Annotated in this window: 12 protein-coding genes, 3 tRNA genes and 2 pseudogenes; 5 read left to right on the forward strand and 12 right to left on the reverse strand. The window is 42.4% G+C overall.

Going from position 1 to position 15,869, the window contains the following annotated elements:
* A pseudogene (locus tag ACP7AK_RS00005) lies at positions 1–152 on the forward strand (IS5/IS1182 family transposase); the annotation flags it as partial.
* Between the two features lie 42 nt (positions 153–194).
* On the opposite strand, the gene ACP7AK_RS00010 reads toward ACP7AK_RS00005, so the two are convergent.
* From ACP7AK_RS00010 to pyrC, 10 genes and pseudogenes are all read right to left on the reverse strand, one after another.
* Positions 195–1,106: an alpha/beta hydrolase gene (locus ACP7AK_RS00010; protein ID WP_425877909.1), complete on the reverse strand. Its 912-nt coding sequence runs from the start codon at positions 1,104–1,106 to the stop codon at positions 195–197.
* Between the two features lie 245 nt (positions 1,107–1,351).
* Positions 1,352–2,244 (reverse strand): annotated as a pseudogene (locus ACP7AK_RS00015) (alpha/beta fold hydrolase).
* An 82-nt stretch (positions 2,245–2,326) separates the two neighbouring features.
* Positions 2,327–3,739 (reverse strand): amino acid permease, encoded by a 1,413-nt coding sequence (locus ACP7AK_RS00020; RefSeq protein ID WP_005107442.1) that lies wholly within the window; start codon positions 3,737–3,739, stop codon positions 2,327–2,329.
* Between the two features lie 114 nt (positions 3,740–3,853).
* Positions 3,854–3,929: transfer RNA gene (locus ACP7AK_RS00025), tRNA-Glu, on the reverse strand.
* 177 nt (positions 3,930–4,106) lie between these two features.
* Positions 4,107–4,265 carry a hypothetical protein gene (locus ACP7AK_RS00030; protein ID WP_004279546.1) on the reverse strand — a complete coding sequence of 53 codons (159 nt, stop codon included), beginning with the start codon at positions 4,263–4,265 and terminating at the stop codon, positions 4,107–4,109.
* Between the two features lie 81 nt (positions 4,266–4,346).
* Entirely contained in the window at positions 4,347–4,625 is a 279-nt protein-coding gene (locus tag ACP7AK_RS00035) for a hypothetical protein (RefSeq protein WP_253143949.1), read from the reverse strand.
* 194 nt (positions 4,626–4,819) lie between these two features.
* Positions 4,820–6,871, reverse strand: coding sequence for a TonB-dependent receptor plug domain-containing protein (locus ACP7AK_RS00040; protein WP_425877913.1), 2,052 nt, complete (start codon positions 6,869–6,871; stop codon positions 4,820–4,822).
* A 163-nt stretch (positions 6,872–7,034) separates the two neighbouring features.
* Positions 7,035–7,110, reverse strand: a tRNA-Glu gene (locus ACP7AK_RS00045).
* Positions 7,111–7,130: 20 nt separating this feature from the next.
* Positions 7,131–7,790 (reverse strand): ribonuclease T, encoded by a 660-nt coding sequence (gene rnt / locus ACP7AK_RS00050; protein ID WP_004279557.1) that lies wholly within the window; start codon positions 7,788–7,790, stop codon positions 7,131–7,133.
* Positions 7,775–8,809, reverse strand: a complete 1,035-nt coding sequence (pyrC, locus tag ACP7AK_RS00055) for a dihydroorotase (protein WP_004279558.1) — start codon at positions 8,807–8,809, stop codon at positions 7,775–7,777. The genes rnt and pyrC overlap by 16 nt, the downstream gene beginning before the upstream one ends.
* A gap of 152 nt (positions 8,810–8,961) precedes the next feature.
* Between pyrC and ACP7AK_RS00060 the strand changes: the two genes are divergently transcribed.
* Positions 8,962–10,233, forward strand: a complete 1,272-nt coding sequence (locus ACP7AK_RS00060; RefSeq protein WP_425877916.1) for a GGDEF domain-containing protein — start codon at positions 8,962–8,964, stop codon at positions 10,231–10,233.
* Between the two features lie 83 nt (positions 10,234–10,316).
* On the opposite strand, the gene argG is transcribed toward ACP7AK_RS00060, so the two are convergent.
* Positions 10,317–11,657, reverse strand: a complete 1,341-nt coding sequence (gene argG, locus ACP7AK_RS00065) for an argininosuccinate synthase (protein ID WP_425877918.1) — start codon at positions 11,655–11,657, stop codon at positions 10,317–10,319.
* A 248-nt stretch (positions 11,658–11,905) separates the two neighbouring features.
* On the opposite strand from argG, the gene ACP7AK_RS00070 reads away from it, so the two are divergent.
* From ACP7AK_RS00070 to ACP7AK_RS00080, 3 genes are all read left to right on the forward strand, one after another.
* The gene (locus ACP7AK_RS00070) at positions 11,906–12,259 is read left to right on the forward strand and encodes a hypothetical protein (RefSeq protein WP_253146162.1); all 354 of its coding nucleotides are present in this window, start codon (positions 11,906–11,908) and stop codon (positions 12,257–12,259) included.
* A gap of 139 nt (positions 12,260–12,398) precedes the next feature.
* A complete protein-coding gene (locus ACP7AK_RS00075; RefSeq protein ID WP_262466621.1) occupies positions 12,399–14,435 on the forward strand; it encodes an FAD-dependent oxidoreductase in 2,037 nt (678 codons plus the stop codon).
* An 87-nt stretch (positions 14,436–14,522) separates the two neighbouring features.
* Positions 14,523–14,612: transfer RNA gene (locus ACP7AK_RS00080), tRNA-Ser, on the forward strand.
* A 124-nt stretch (positions 14,613–14,736) separates the two neighbouring features.
* On the opposite strand, the gene ACP7AK_RS00085 is transcribed toward ACP7AK_RS00080, so the two are convergent.
* The gene (locus tag ACP7AK_RS00085; protein ID WP_425877921.1) at positions 14,737–15,708 is read right to left on the reverse strand and encodes a methyltransferase; all 972 of its coding nucleotides are present in this window, start codon (positions 15,706–15,708) and stop codon (positions 14,737–14,739) included.
* Between the last annotated feature and the right edge of the window lie 161 nt (positions 15,709–15,869).

Raw genomic sequence — 15,869 nt, forward strand, 5'->3', positions numbered from 1 at the left:
CAGGCATTTAGTTGAAAATATGTTTTGTAGATTAAAGCAATTTAGAGGAATAGCTACTCGATATGACAAGCTCAAAAGAAATTATCAAAGTTCTGTTGCTTTAGCCTGTATATTTTTATGGCTACCTTTATAGGGTTAATTATGAACAGTAAATGTCAACAGACCCTAGAGAAAATACTTGAAAATTACATGGTTTAAGCTGGATTTTTAAGCAATTCCAGAATTGCTTCTACCACCTGCGGATGCAGTAAATAGCCGGTAATGTCATGCGGGCGGTGAATATGGGTACGAATGCCGTGGTTAATAATGGCGGGTTGAAACTGAAATGGCGGTTGTGTAAGAGGAAAGGCGGTAAGAAAATCATCAGTTGAATAGAAATTTATCCAGTCGCCTGTAATTGCAGCAGGTCGGACAATGGGTTGCGGTAAATGTGACTGGATCACCTGGAAGGCTAATGGCGATCCGAGGGTAATAAAACGCTGTACATTCAGTCCAGGATGCTGAATAAGATAATTATAGGCAATCACACTGCCCAGAGAATGAGCAATCACAATACAAGGTTTGCGACCATTCAATTGCCGGGCAATCCGTTCATGAACTTCCTTTATGAAACTAGGATTGTCGAGATACAGATAGGTTTCAATCAAAAATTTCTGAAGCAGGCTACGATGCAGACTGGGAAAATAATTAAGCAATAATACAAAGTCTCGCAGTGCAACATTTTTGCTTAGCGTGGTAATAAATTTGAATTTCTGTTTGAAATCCATCGGGTCATTCAGGTTAAGCTGGGGAAGATCGGAAATTACGGGCTTGCGCCAGCCAGGACGTGGAACTGGTGCAGGAAGCTGAGGCTGAACAGGTTGGCGGAAACGAAAGCTGGGCCATTGCTGTGGCATCAAGGTGCCAGCATTCAGGATGTTGCGAACGTTATAGTGTGAAAGCAAGTCCCCATAAAATGGAATGTGAATGTGACGTCTTAAATAACTGAATCTGGCATCATGACGGTGTTTGCGAATGCCTTTTTGAAGTATATGTAGCCAGCGCTGGCGAATTGATGCAGCACTATGATGTTGCTGGTTCATTCCATGAATAAAAATAACTTTCATCGATACCTCACGGAGGTCGATCTATATATTCACAGTATAGAGAAAATTGCGGCAAGCCAAGCTGCACTTTTTGTGGCGTTAATGTGTAAATTATCTTTGATAAAACAATCATTAGCAGACATCTGTATATTTATAAAAAAGGCAGAAAAAGCAGTAAATTGGTAGGTCTGGATGAAAGATTTTATTGAATAGAAAAAGAATATGAATGGAGCTGTAAAAGTTGAATTTAGAGTTTGGCGTGAGTTTTATAGTAATTCCAGGAGCACTTTAATGACGTTCGGATGCTGAATATAACCATCAATATCATGCGGATGATAGATGGAGGTATGAATCTCCTGATTAATAATCGCTGGCTGAAACTGGAAGGGTGGTTCTGATAATGGAAAGGCAGTCAGAAAGTCATCGTTACAATAGAAATTTATCCAGTCACTTGAAAGTGCAGCAGGTCGTACAATCGGGTGCGGCAGATGAGCCTGGATGACCCGAAATGCCAACGGTGATCCGAGAGTAATAAAACGCCTGATATTCAGCTCCGGATGCTGGATCAAATAATTATAGGCAATCACGCTGCCGAGTGAGTGAGCCACCAGAATCTGTGGTCTGCTGCTATAGAGTTGATTGTGAATGCGGCGGTGAACTTCCTGCATAAAATGCGGGTTGGCCAAATAAAGATAAGTTTCCAGCAAAACTTATGCAAAAAGCTAGCATGTAAGCTGGGAAAATAATTGATGAGTACCGCAAAATCCCGCAAGGCAATATCTTTGCTTAATGCTGTGATGAACTTCAGTTTCTGATTGAAATTTAGGGCATCATCAAGATTTAACTGCGGGACGTCACAAATTTGATAGGTGCACTGGTCTGATGGCGGTGCCAGTTGCAGCTGTGCGGGATGTAAAAAAGGGAAATGCGGCCACTGTTGCGGCATCAGGGTGCTGGCATTCAAGACGTTATGAAAATGATGCCGAGAAAGTAAATCGCCATAAAAAGGGATACGGATATGCCGTTTTAAATAAGTAAACCGAGCTTGCTGTTGTGGGTTTTTCCGAAGGCCTGTTTTGAAGAGATGCAGCCAATGTTGACGTAATGAAGTAGCCGTATACTGTTGCTTGTTCATGCCGTGAATAAACACAATTTTCATCGACGCACCCTTAAGGCTGCCCACTATGGTTATAGTATAGATAAAAAAAGAGCGGCCGGAGCCGCTCTTTTAAAACTGATGATTAAGACTTGTTGTGATAAAAAGCATAATAACTTGCATAACACGCTGCAATAAATAACAGACAGCCTACGAAGCTGATACGCATTGATGGATCAAAGACCATACTGATACAGGTAATAAAACAGAACACAAAGCCCAGGATTGGTACAATCGGGAACAATGGTGCAGCAAAGCCCAGTTCTTTGGCCGTATGACCCTGTTTATACCATTGACGACGGAAGTTGAACTGGCTTAAGCAAATACTCATCCAGACCACCACCATGGTAAACGCTGCAACGCCCAGCAAGTTGGTAAAGATCGTCTCTGGCGCAAACTGTTCAGACAATAAACCTGGCAATGCACCTAGCATAGTCACCATGACTGCAATATACGGTACACCGCGAGCATTCAGTCTTGAGAATACGGCAGGCAACTGTTTGCTGTATGACAATGACCACATCATACGAGAAGCAGCAAATAAGCCCGAGTTGGCGGCAGACAACAATGCAGTGATAATTACAAAGCGAATGATGTCTTCAGCATATGGGATACCAATGTGCTGGAATACTGTTACGAATGGACTGCTACTCACGCCTTCAGCGGCCAAGCCTGCTTCCTGATGCGGAAGTAAGGCTGTTACCACGATAATGGTACCTACAAAGAAAATTAATAAGCGGAAAATCGCAGTATTAATTGCTTTAGGAACATTTTTCGCAGGATCTTCAGTTTCACCGGCAGCCACACCAATCAGCTCGGTACCAGAGAAGGCAAAGTTCACAATCAGCATCGTAGCAAAAATCGGGAATAGACCTTCAGGGAACCAGCCTTGTGCAGTTAGATTGGTAAATAAAGGCGCAGCTTCATAGCCTTGATAGCCCAGAACACCAAAGATGGCCAATAGACCTAAAAGAATAAAAGCAACAACCGTGACCACTTTTACCAGTGCCAGCCAGAATTCGGATTCGGCAAACCAGCGGGTCGAAATCATATTGAGACTAAATACGAATACACCAAAGATAATGGTCCATAACCACATGGAAATATCCGGGAACCATTCCTGCATCAGCAAGGCCGCTGCAGTAAATTCAGTTCCGAGAGTGACCGACCACGTCAGCCAGTATAACCAGGTGATGGTATAGCCTGTGCCTGGTCCAATATAACGTTTGGCATAAGCACCAAATGAACCAGATTCTGGCATATGAACGGCAAGTTCGCCCAAACATAGCATTACCATGTACGCGATAATACCGCCCAGGAGATAAGCGAGAATGGCACCTACAGGCCCCGTTTGTGCAATGACTTCACCCGACCCTAAGAATAGGCCTGTTCCGATTGCGCCACCAAGCGAAATCATGACCAGATGTCGAGTACTCATAGCGCGTTTTAAAGGCGCAGAATTGCCCTGATGCGTAGCATCATTCGGAGATGAGTGCATAGGAAATAAGAAATACTTCAAAGGAATGAAGCGAGCTATTGTAGTGAAAAACTACAAATCTGCAATCGAATAATGGTAATTTCGAATAAGGTCTGATCGTATGAGATCAATAGATGGCGTCCCTACGGGGATTCGAACCCCGGTTACCGCCGTGAAAGGGCGATGTCCTAGGCCTCTAGACGATAGGGACGTTGCGAGGTGATGCGTATATTAAGGATTAAGCCGGGGTTTGTCAAAAGGGTTTTTGCTAAAATTCATTTAACAGTTTAAACATTAGGCAAAACAAAAACTTTATTTTATTAAGATGTTATTTTCTGAACAGATTTCAGGACTATAAAAAATAAATATTTGAAAAGATCACTAAAACTTAGTGATCTGGAGTTTGATATTGCTCAGGCTGAGAGTTTTCAGTTGGCGTTGACACTGTTTCAGTCTCCGCAGTGTGGTTATCATCACGGTTGACGATATAGAGATATAGTGCGGATGGGGCTAAAATCAGTAAAACCAGTAAGATCTTTTTTAACATGATACAAAGGCAAAATATGAAATCGCATTAATTATAGCCTAAGCAAATTAAAAAGAGCAGCAGCATGTACCTATTCAGGCTCTAGAATTTAAAAGTAACATCCGCAATAAATTGGCGGCCGATTTCAGTCATCACACGTGGTCTATCATTTGAGGTCGAGCCTGTTGTATAGGTATTCACGCGGTTGGTTACATTGTTAATGGTTAAACCAAAAATTGCCCTTAAATCTTTTGAAATTTCCCAATCATAGGTGGTGCGCATATCCCATTTAAATTTGGGTTTAATTTCAGAGGCTAAATAGGTGTCAAGCAGTTCACCTTTATACTCGACTTTGTCATTTTTATTGGAGACTACAGCCATATCATCGTAACTGTTTTTATAGCTAAAGAAGTTTGAAATACGTACAGGCAGTGTATCGAATGTAATATCCCAGTTTACTCGTGCGGTCCATGGTTGGTTAAAGTTTGGGGCAGGGCGGTCTGACCAACGGATAATTTGACCATCATAAGAGACCCATTCATCTTGAGTGGCTTGATCATAGGCTGAAGTGTAATCTACATAACTGCGGAAGACTTCACTGTATCAAATCCCAAGGCAAATAAATGTTGGCTATCCCCCAGTGCGATCGGTTGACGATTTTTAAGTGTTAAGGTGTAGATGTCAGCTTTGCCACTTCCATCATTGTTATATTCGTAGAAGAATTTTGATCCATCTAAAGGAGTAACTTTAGTTTTTGATATTTCATCCTGATATTTACGATTGACCCATTTTAGCCCTAGATCCCAATTCTGGATTTGTGTATTCAGGCCTAAAACAGTCTCGTCACTGAAAGGGGTATTGAGCGCTGAACTACGCGCACCGCTGGATAGTGCAGTTTGTGTTTCTACCCAAGTCGCATGTGGGTTTTCACGTGACAGTTTGTAGAGCAAATCATTTTGAATTTCATTCAGCTCTGTACCTAAAGTTTGCTGACCATAGTAGCGATTCCACCCAGCGGATAAATGCAATTGATCATTACTAAAGGGTTTGTAAGAGAGACGACTGCGAGGGGAAATATTGATATTACTACTCAAAGAGTCATAATCAGCATGAACACCAAGGCGTGTTGAAAATTGATCATTCCACTGAATATTATCTTCAATAAATATATTTAGGCGATCTTGCTGAGCTTTGATATCACCAGCTTTGTACAGAGTCCCACCAGCGATATATTGTCCATTCCAACCATTTATAGTTAGTTTCTCATCACAATATGGGTCACTTTGAAGGCAGGTAGTATCTTTGCCAAGTTCTTTTAAGTTGATCTTTGTCGCGAGTAAAACATCCTCGACTCGTTTCCACGCAACATTAGCATGGCTATAACCCGTACCTATAGTCATGTTGTGTTGGGATTGACCAAGTTCAAAAGGGTCTATATTCGCTTGTAGGTCATAGGAAAGGACGTCTTGGCGTTGTTCAATCTCTCCCATGATGGCGCCCTCTCGAACTACATCGGTATTATTCCAATCTTTACTTCCTTTGGCGTAGTACCAATGCATACTGTAGTTATTGTCAGCAACACGTTGTGTCGCCGAGTTTTGGAAATTAAGTTTGTGTACGAGAGTACCTAAGTTGAAGCGATGTTCAAGTTCCGAGAACAGAGTAAGTGTTTCGGTTTCAGTAGTACTACCTGAATCACGATTGCTGTCCACATAACTTAAGCTATCGAGCAAACCATAATCGAAACCAAACTTCGCTTTGGTTGAGGCGTTTGGTGTATAAAATAATGTTGCACCAAGATTTGAGATATGTCGTTCTTGATCAATTGTTTTAGGTGTTTCAAAACCACTTTTGACTGGGATGATAGACTCTCGTTGAGAAGCATAAGCATTAAAGCTCCAATCATTCGAGAGCTTCCCATAAATATTGGTGCTTAGACCTTGTTTGGTATATTCCTTTTGGTAGTCATCTGTGGGCTCTTCAAATTTACTTTCTTCTAAAGGTGAAATTGAGTTGTAGCGAGCCCAATCGATTTCAGTGTAATCGTAAGTGATAGAACCGTGAATTTTACCTATCTCTGTTTGCGGTGCACATGTTTTAGCATTTACAACCCCACCTGTGAATTGACCATAAGCGGCAGACACATTGCTATCTAATACTTCAAGCTCACAAAGTAGGTCAGTGTTCACTGCCATAGCTTGTGCGCCAGTCCCAATATCTTGAAATGTATTTATGTTTGAATTTGCTGGATTAATAAGTAGGTTGTTGGAAACACCATTCACAATGAAATTGTTTTGGAAGGTTTGTGCACCATTAATTGAGATTTCGGCAGGTTTAATTTCACCTTGAGAACCTGCTGCAAGTTGTGACTGACTAAACTGCACATTCGGATTCACTTTTAAAAAATCGGTAATGTTCTTTGAGCTATTTGGCGTACTTTCTAAATCTTCTTTTGAATAAACTGTTTTTCCCACTTCATTTGCTTGCTGAGCTTCGATAATAATCGTGCTGAACTTAACCGTAGCTTCCTTGAGGATGGATTCTTGATAATTTGATTCTTCTGCAAAACTAGATGTTGATAAAGCTGTTAGAACCGCAATAGAAAGTGGGGAATAAGCAAAACGCATGAGAAGGGTTAAATCTGCGAAAGATAATGGAAGTGATTATCATTAAATTAGAGTAGGTAATCAATAGTAATGAGAATTATTTTCATTAATTAATTGATAAAAGTGTAGGACTTGAGCAGCTTAAGATGCTGATTAAAGAAATATAAAGAAGAGAAAAAATAGATGGCGTCCCTACGGGGATTCGAACCCCGGTTACCGCCGTGAAAGGGCGATGTCCTAGGCCTCTAGACGATAGGGACGTTTAGAAGATGGCGGTATCTTATTGATCCGCCACCAGAGTGTCAAGCAGGTGAGGTGCGAGTTTGTTTAAAATATAGCAAAACAGTTCAGCGGTCTTCTGCGTATCATATAATGCAGAATGGGCTTCTTTACCATCAAACTCGATTCCAGCTTGGATACAGGACTTCGCCAGTACAGTCTGACCAAACATCACCGCACTTAAAGTCACTGTATCGAAGACAGAAAAACTATGAAACGGGTTTTGGTTTTTGGTCCCGGTACGGGCAATCGCGGCCTGAAGAAAACCTAAATCGAAATGTGCATTGTGTCCGACTAAAACTGCATGGGTACAATTTTGCTGGCGACGCACTTCATTCACCGATTTAAAAATGCGCTTGAGTGCAGTTTTCTCATCTTCGGCCATGGCGATTCGCATTGGATTAGAAGGATCGATCCCAATAAACTCCAGCGAACGTCGGTCGAGGTTTGCCCCTTCGAAAGGATTGATATGTGCATGGTAAGCTTGACCCGGCACAAATTGACCCTCCTCATTATAAACAATCGGAATGGCCGCAATTTCCAGCAATGCATCAGTCTGCGCATTAAAACCTGCAGTCTCGACATCGACAACTACAGGTAAGAATCCACGAAAACGTTGACCAATGATTGGGAGCGTTTCATTTGTCACACTTTTCTCCATTGAATGGTTTTACCAGCATACAGTGGGATAATCTGTTCACCATCCAGATAGTCTAAACTTTCAGGGATTACTTGATCTTCTTTAACCAGGGTAATGGTATTGGTATTACGTGGCAGGCCATAGAAGTCTGCACCAAAATGGCTGGCAAAACCTTCCAGGCGTTCAATTTTACCCACCTGATCAAATGCCTGAGCATACAGCTCAATGGCAGTCGGCGCACTATAACATCCTGCACAGCCACACGCATTTTCTTTTGCATTTTTTGAATGTGGTGCGCTGTCGGTGCCTAGGAAAAATTTAGGATTACCGCTGGTTGCGACTTCCAGCAAAGTTTGCTGATGCGTTTGACGTTTTAAAATCGGCAAGCAGTAGAAATGCGGCTTGATCCCACCAACCAGCATGTCATTGCGGTTAAACAATAAATGTTGCGGCGTAATGGTTGCAGCGACATTACGGTCTTGCTCAAGTACAAAGTTTGCTGCTTCGCTGGTGGTGATGTGTTCGAGCACCAGTTTCAGCTTGGGAAATTGTCTGAGTAAGGGAGCCAGCACTTCATCCAGGAAACGCTTTTCACGGTCAAAAATATCGACATGATTATGCGTCACTTCACCATGTAGCAATAAAGGCACTTGGTGTTCTTCAAGCTGTTCAATTACGCCGTAGACTTTGCTCATATCGCTCACACCACTATCGGAGTTGGTGGTCGCACCCGCAGGATAGAGCTTGATGGCATTGACATGCGCAGATTCTTTGATCTTTTTAACTTCGCTTGCCGGGGTGTTGTCAGTGAAATACAGCACCATACGCGGGTCGAAATTTACCCCTTCAGGCACATGTGCCATGATACGTTCACGGTAGGCATTGGCTTCTTCGACAGTTTTAACGGGTGGCACCAGATTTGGCATGCAAATGGCGCGAGAAAACTGCTTGGCTAAATCGGGAACGGTACGTTGAAGTGCTAAACCATCACGCAGGTGAACGTGCCAATCATCTGGCTGGAGAATCGTAATCGTATTCAAGGCAAATTCAGTCGAACAAATAAAACAAATGATAATCCATCTATAGTAAAAATGGTAACGAGAAAGCGCTACAAAATAAGGGATATGTATAAATTAATTTTAAAAAGTATGTTATTTTAAAATTAATAAAAAAATTACATAAATACTTGGCAATGGAATACAAGTACAATCTAGCGAAATTGCAAGATGATAAAGAAGACATAGAACAACTGATTACACGGCAAAGCCAGCGTGTAGGCCCGGTCTTCCCTCAAAATCTGGAACAAGAATTCTGGACCAAAAATCTGGAACGCGCCCGCAAACATGTCGAAAAATATGTGTGGGCTGGAGTACTAGCCTATTTCCTTTTTTTGGTGGTGATGATTCCTACAGATTACTGGAGCATCAGCAAAGAATATTTCGTACATGATTTTGTCCTGTGTATGCTGGGCCTGCTCAATGGTGGCATGTCATTAATCATTTTTTATATATTCTCCTGTTTACCCAAGATCAAGCGCTTTTTTCCGCAGGCTTCGATGCTGTTGGTGTTCTGGATACAGGTGTCAATTTCATGCATTACCATGTCGATTAAAACTGATGCCTTGCAGTATCAGTCCATGGCCATAGTCACGATCGTGTATATCCTGGGTTATATTCTGACCGGTATTAGACCGATTCAGATGCTGGTCACCGGATTACTCGCTGCGGCAACTACTATTCTTGTATTGTTTAGCCTTTCAGTTGAATTTAATCCTATGGTTTTTGGCCGGATTTTAATTGGAAGTTGCTTGCTGGGTTATGTGATTAGCCATATGATTTTTGCCCGTGAACGTGTGATATTTCTCTATAGCATTCGCGCCAGAATCAGTGAGCAGATCCAGCGTATCCATACCAACGAATTATTACATTTGAGTCAGTACGATGAGCTGACCAAGATTTCCAATCGACGGACTTTTGATGAGACGCTGCAAGTCCATTTCGAACGTGCACATCGTGAAGAAACGGCATTGGCAATTCTGTTTATCGATGTAGATTTCTTTAAAAATTACAACGATTTTTATGGGCATCAGAAAGGTGATGACGTCATTTCGACTATTGCCAAAACCATCAAAAATGCGATCCGTCATATGGACTTTGTCGCACGTTATGGTGGGGAGGAGTTTGTAGTGCTCTTGCCAGAAACAGATGCACATGGTGCTTATGCAGTGGCTTCAAATATTTTTAAGGCGATTGACCGTCTGGAAATTCCACATGAAAAATCCTCGGTTGCGAAATATATCACCATCAGTTTAGGCATTACCGTCTATCGTGGTGAAGATGATATTGATAAAGACGCCTTATTGGGAATCGCGGATCAGGCGCTATACCGCGCCAAACAGCTTGGACGCAATCAGATTTATTATCAGTCCATTCGTTCAGTGAATTCAGATATTGCAAATGGCTAGATATTTTTAAAATGAATAGAACAATCATCAATAAAAAACCGCTCATCAGGAGCGGTTTTTTATGCAACTTAAATGACTAAAACTTAGTTTTTGTCTTTCAGTTGTGGCACTGCAGATGCTGAACCAACTGCGAGTAAACCAGTCTCTGTATAGATGCCCAGTTTAGCACGAGTATCCGTGATGTCGAGGTTACGCATGGTCAACTGACCGATACGATCCATCGGCGAGAACATAGAATCACCTTTCTCCATAGTCAAACGCTCAGCTTCATAAGTGAGGTTCGGAGATTCAGTATTCATAATGGTGTAGTCATTACCACGACGCAGTTCGATCGTTACAGTACCGGTAACTGCTTTAGCGACCCAACGCTGTGCAGTTTCACGTAGCATAAGCGCTTGAGAATCGAACCAGCGACCTTGGTACAGCAAACGACCTAAACGTAAACCGTTAATGCGGTATTGTTCAATCGTATCTTCGTTATGAATACCCGTTACCAGACGCTCATAAGCAATGTGAAGCAGCGCCATACCCGGAGCTTCATAGATACCGCGAGATTTCGCTTCGATGATCCGGTTTTCGATTTGATCCGACATACCTAGACCGTGACGGCCACCGATGCGGTTCGCTTCAAGAATGAACTCAACTGGATCTTCAATGCGTTGACTGTTGATAGCAACCGGGAAGCCTTCTTCAAAAGTAATCGATACTTCTTCAGCTTTTACTTCTACGTCATCTTTCCAGAACGCAACGCCCATGATTGGCTCAACGATTTTGATACCTGCATTCAGGTATTCAAGATCTTTAGCTTCGTGTGTCGCACCCAGCATGTTTGAGTCAGTTGAATAGGCTTTTTCTTTTGACATTTTATAGTCAAAACCATTGTCGATCAGGAACTGTGACATTTCTGCACGGCCGCCCAGCTCGTCAATGAAAGTTTGGTCTAACCAAGGCTTGTAGATTTTAAGCGCAGGATTGGTCAACAAGCCATAACGGTAGAAACGTTCAATGTCGTTGCCTTTATAAGTCGAACCGTCACCCCAGATGTTAACATCATCTTCTTTCATGGCAGTTACCAGCATGGTGCCAGTTACTGCACGACCCAATGGCGTCGTGTTGAAATAAGGCATACCACCTGTAGAAATATGGAACGCGCCACATTGAATTGCAGCAATACCTTCTAATGCAAGCTGTAAACGGCAGTCGATTAAACGTGCTTTTACTGCGCCATAAGCTTCAGCTTTTTTTGGAATCGCATCGTAATCGTCTTCGTCTGGCTGACCCAAGTTAGCTGTGTAAGCATAAGGTTCAGCGCCTTTTTGTTTCATCCACAAAAGAGCAGCAGAAGTATCTAGACCACCAGAGAAGGCAATACCAACTTTTTTACCTACTGGGACATTCTGCAAGATAGTTGCATTATCAGACATTGTTCATCCTAATGATATGAAATAGGCACGCCAGAATTGGTGGCCTGAAAAAATACATATTGCATCAATTGTATCATTAATTTATTTAGGTTTGCTTTAGAAAAGAAAAACTCGTTTTAAAATCTCTATTCAATAGGCTTAAATAATCATAAATCGCACGATTTTCACCAGAATCCTGCTGAAAACGGAAGAAATTGGTTATATTCAGCCGAATAAAGTTAAAAATCAGATAAAACAGGAATAAAAGCATGGCGACTCGCATCCCACCTTTACCTAATTTAAATCTTAAAGCTAAGAATGAAACGCTGGCACTGTTACATGGGATTTATGCCGGCCTGATTGGTTTTAGTACAGTGCTGTTTTTATATCTTGAATATCAGCAATCTAGTATTTCCATGCTGAGTTTAGCTGTGGTGCTGCTGCTTTTAGGCTTGCTGATGTTTTTTAATATACAGGCCAGTATCAAGGTGAAGCAGGGCAATGGTTCAGGACAAACTTTATCCAGAATAATGGCCATCCTGATGTTGCTGAGTTTTCCAATTGGTACAGTATTGGGCGCGATTGCATTATGGAAATCCACTGCACGGCAATGGCAGAGCTAATTCGTGATGTATAGAAAGAACTGTTTCGAAGATTGATATTTGTGCCTGAAAATGCTGAACTCCGGGTCATAAAAAGCCTCTGAAAATCAGTTAAAGTAAGGGAATGACTTGCTCAGCCAAATATAATCAGGGATTTGTTATGACCACGACGCGCTATGCCAACATTTTAAAGCCACTGCATTTGGGTTTTACCACCATTAAAAATCGGGTGGTGATGGGGTCGATGCATACTGGTCTGGAAGACCGCTTCTATAATTATCCTAAACTAGCTGCGTATTTTGGTGAACGAGCAAAGGGTGGCGTAGGTCTGCTGATTACGGGTGGTATATCGCCAAACCGTCAAGGCTGGTTATTGCCGGCAGGCGGCACCATGAATACCTTGGGCGATATTGCACCACATCGATTAGTCACCCATGCAGTTCATAAACATGGTGCCAAAATCCTTTTGCAGATTCTGCATGCCGGACGTTATGGCTATCAGCCTTTTGTGGTCTCGGCCAGTCCAATCAAATCGCCGATTTCTCCTTTTAAACCGCGTGAAATGTCAGATAAGCAGATTTTGAATACGATTCAGGATTATGTAAAAACTGCTAGCATTGCTAAAAAGGCCGGCTATGATGGCGTGGAAATCATGGGTTCTGAAGGTTATTTGCTAAATCAGTTTTTAAGCCGTCATGTCAATCAGCGTACCGACCGTTGGGGAGGTCCGATCGAAAACCGGATGCGTTTCGCTGTAGAAATCGTCAAAGCCATTCGTGAAGAAATTGGCAAAAAATTTATTATCTGTTTCCGTTTGTCGCTTCTCGATTTGGTGCATGATGGCAATACCATGCAGGAAGTCATTACCGTAGCTAAAGCTTTGGAAAAGGCTGGAATTACTTTGCTCAATACCGGGATTGGCTGGCATGAAGCACGTATTCCAACCATTGTGACTTCTGTACCGCGTGCTGCTTTTGTCGATTACACGGCTGAAGTTAAGAAACATGTTTCGGTGCCGGTGATTGCATCCAACCGGATCAATATGCCAGACACTGCCGAAGCAATTCTGGCTTCTGGTCAGGCAGATATGGTGCAGATGGCACGTCCACTTTTGGCAGATGCGTTCTGGGTCAATAAAACTGCAACCAATCGTGTTGATGAAATCAATACCTGTATTGCCTGTAATCAGGCTTGTCTGGATCATACCTTTAAAAACCAGCGCGCAACCTGTCTGGTCAATCCGCGTGCCGCTTATGAAACCGAACTGGTCTATGTCAAAACCAAAAAACCAAAAAGTATTGCAGTGATCGGTGGGGGTGTCGCAGGTTTGTCGGCTGCTACTGTCGCAGCCAGTCGCGGGCATGATGTGACGCTGTTTGAGGCCAGTCATGAAGTAGGCGGACAGTTCAACCTGGCTAAAGTCATTCCGGGGAAAGAGGAGTTTCACGAAACGATTCGTTATTTTAAAGTGCAGCTAGAAAAAACTGGAGTTGATCTGCGTCTCAATACCCGAGTCAACCGCGAGCAGTTGGAGCGTGAGGGTTTTGATGAGGTGATTGTGGCTACAGGGGTTGTGCCGCGTGCCTTGAATATCGAAGGCAGTCAGGCACCACAAGTATTATCTTATGCAGAAGTGCTACGTGGCGCACCTGTCGGTGATCGTGTTGCGGTCATTGGCGCAGGCGGGATCGGTTTTGATGTGTCCGAGTTTTTATTAAAGCCACCGCATCAAATACAGCCGCAACCTGTGGATGAGTGGAAGCGTGAATGGGGTGTAGATTCTCATCCAGATTATGTGACTGAAGGCGGGTTACAGCGTGCTGAAGTCGAACCACCAGTACGGGAAATTTATTTATTACAACGTAAAAAAACACCACTTGGCGCAGGACTGGGCAAGACTTCAGGCTGGGTACATCGTGCCCAGTTAAAAAAACATGCTGTGCGGATGTTGCGCGGCGTGCAATATAAATCTGTCACGGATGAAGGTTTATGGATTGAGGTGGATGGTCATGCTCAATTATTGCGTGTGGATACCATTGTGGTATGTGCAGGTCAGGAATCGGTAAAAGACCTGATGCCGAGTGCTGGGGAAAATACCTTGGCGCAGTATCATATTATTGGCGGTGCAAAACTGGCTGCTGAACTCGATGCCAAGCGCGCCATTCGTGAGGGAGCGGAATTAGCAGCAAAACTGTAAGGATTTGATGAAACTATATGCAGTTGATTGCATTCACTGTAATTTTCACTTGTCAGCCGGACAAAAGCTCCGTATTATTGCGCCCATGGAAGCGTGGCAGAGCGGTTTAATGCACCGGTCTTGAAAACCGACGAGGGTGTGAGTCCTCCGTGAGTTCGAATCTCACCGCTTCCGCCAAATTTTAAAAACCCCAGTCGAAAGATTGGGGTTTTTTATTTCTATGATTTTAATAAAACGATTTAAAATAAGCTGATAGCGAACAAAGTCAAAATTTTAAAATTCCATAATTAATAAATATTCTTTAATTGCCTACTTCAATTTTGATTAATGCCAACGCAATTCTTTCCACATGTTGGTAAGCTGGCTGTTCCAGTTCTTCACCAAAAATATCCGGGTCAATTTCTTCATATGACCAGATTATATTTTGATGCTGTTTCATCAAATCTTTAAGATGCTGCAAAAATAGATTGCCATGCTCAGTCACGGTCACTCCAGTATATAGGAATAAACGTCCACCAGAATTCAGTCGCTGTAGACCTTCTTTTATAATCCTGAATGATAAATCACAGCCATCCAGTTTATTACCACCATGACGATATTGACGTTGTTCCGGATCAATCAAATACGGCGGATTGGCAAAAATCAGATCAAACTGGCCTTCAAGATAGGAAAATAAATTACTCTGCACCGGATGAATATGGTTTAAGCCGGCAAAACTGATATTAATCTGGCTATAGAGCAAGGCTTTGGGATTCAGGTCTGCAACCATAATTTCACTCACATCTGGAAAATGTCTGGCAATGCTGATCGCGGCTGCTGAAGTGCCACAACACATTTCCACGACCCGTTTGAAAGGGTGAGTCTGAGCAGCTAGATATTGCTTGAGATGATAGATAAAGCGATACGTATCGGGACCGAAAAATACCGCATCTTGCTGAGTGGTTGGAAAAGCTGAATGAATAAAGAGTTCGCCATCGAGTGAAGAAACCCGAACCTGACTCAAGTATTGATCTTCCTGAACCTGTAGAAGCTGATGTTCTTGCAATAATGTAAAAAGGGCAGAATCAAGATCAGTTTTTTTAAAGTTTAGATTCCAGCCAAAGATATCCTGATGGGTTCTGTGCTTATAAATTTCATTCTTTTTTCGATTCAGAATTCGCTGGTGGGAAAGCGGTGTAATGGTCGTAAACTGATAATCTTGTTGTTTTAAAAAGGCTAATAAATAAAGCAAAGCTTGCTGCGGGCTGCTTTGAATCTCTAAAATTTGGTTCATACGGATATGCTCTTCTATTTATTTAACCTACATGAAAAGATTAATTCACTTTATGCCTGCAAAAGACAATATCAAACCAGTCGTGAATGATCAAAGCTATACAGCACTGGATTCCATGGAAAGGGATCAGTTTATATTCACCTAAATAATGCATTGCTTAG

The organism is Acinetobacter sp. TWP2-2-3, assembly GCF_049896445.1.
Taxonomy (GTDB): domain Bacteria; phylum Pseudomonadota; class Gammaproteobacteria; order Pseudomonadales; family Moraxellaceae; genus Acinetobacter.

Excerpts from the sequence above, each read along its gene's own strand:
- ACP7AK_RS00010 (WP_425877909.1), bottom strand. The coding sequence starts at position 1,106 with ATGAAAGTTATTTTTATTCATGGAATGAACCAGCAACATCATAGTGCT.
- ACP7AK_RS00020 (WP_005107442.1), bottom strand. The coding sequence starts at position 3,739 with ATGCACTCATCTCCGAATGATGCTACGCATCAGGGCAATTCTGCGCCT.
- ACP7AK_RS00030 (WP_004279546.1), bottom strand. The coding sequence starts at position 4,265 with ATGTTAAAAAAGATCTTACTGGTTTTACTGATTTTAGCCCCATCCGCA.
- ACP7AK_RS00035 (WP_253143949.1), bottom strand. The coding sequence starts at position 4,625 with ATGGCTGTAGTCTCCAATAAAAATGACAAAGTCGAGTATAAAGGTGAA.
- ACP7AK_RS00040 (WP_425877913.1), bottom strand. The coding sequence starts at position 6,871 with ATGCGTTTTGCTTATTCCCCACTTTCTATTGCGGTTCTAACAGCTTTA.
- rnt (WP_004279557.1), bottom strand. The coding sequence starts at position 7,790 with ATGGAGAAAAGTGTGACAAATGAAACGCTCCCAATCATTGGTCAACGT.
- ACP7AK_RS00060 (WP_425877916.1), top strand. The coding sequence starts at position 8,962 with ATGGAATACAAGTACAATCTAGCGAAATTGCAAGATGATAAAGAAGAC.
- argG (WP_425877918.1), bottom strand. The coding sequence starts at position 11,657 with ATGTCTGATAATGCAACTATCTTGCAGAATGTCCCAGTAGGTAAAAAA.
- ACP7AK_RS00070 (WP_253146162.1), top strand. The coding sequence starts at position 11,906 with ATGGCGACTCGCATCCCACCTTTACCTAATTTAAATCTTAAAGCTAAG.
- ACP7AK_RS00075 (WP_262466621.1), top strand. The coding sequence starts at position 12,399 with ATGACCACGACGCGCTATGCCAACATTTTAAAGCCACTGCATTTGGGT.
- ACP7AK_RS00085 (WP_425877921.1), bottom strand. The coding sequence starts at position 15,708 with ATGAACCAAATTTTAGAGATTCAAAGCAGCCCGCAGCAAGCTTTGCTT.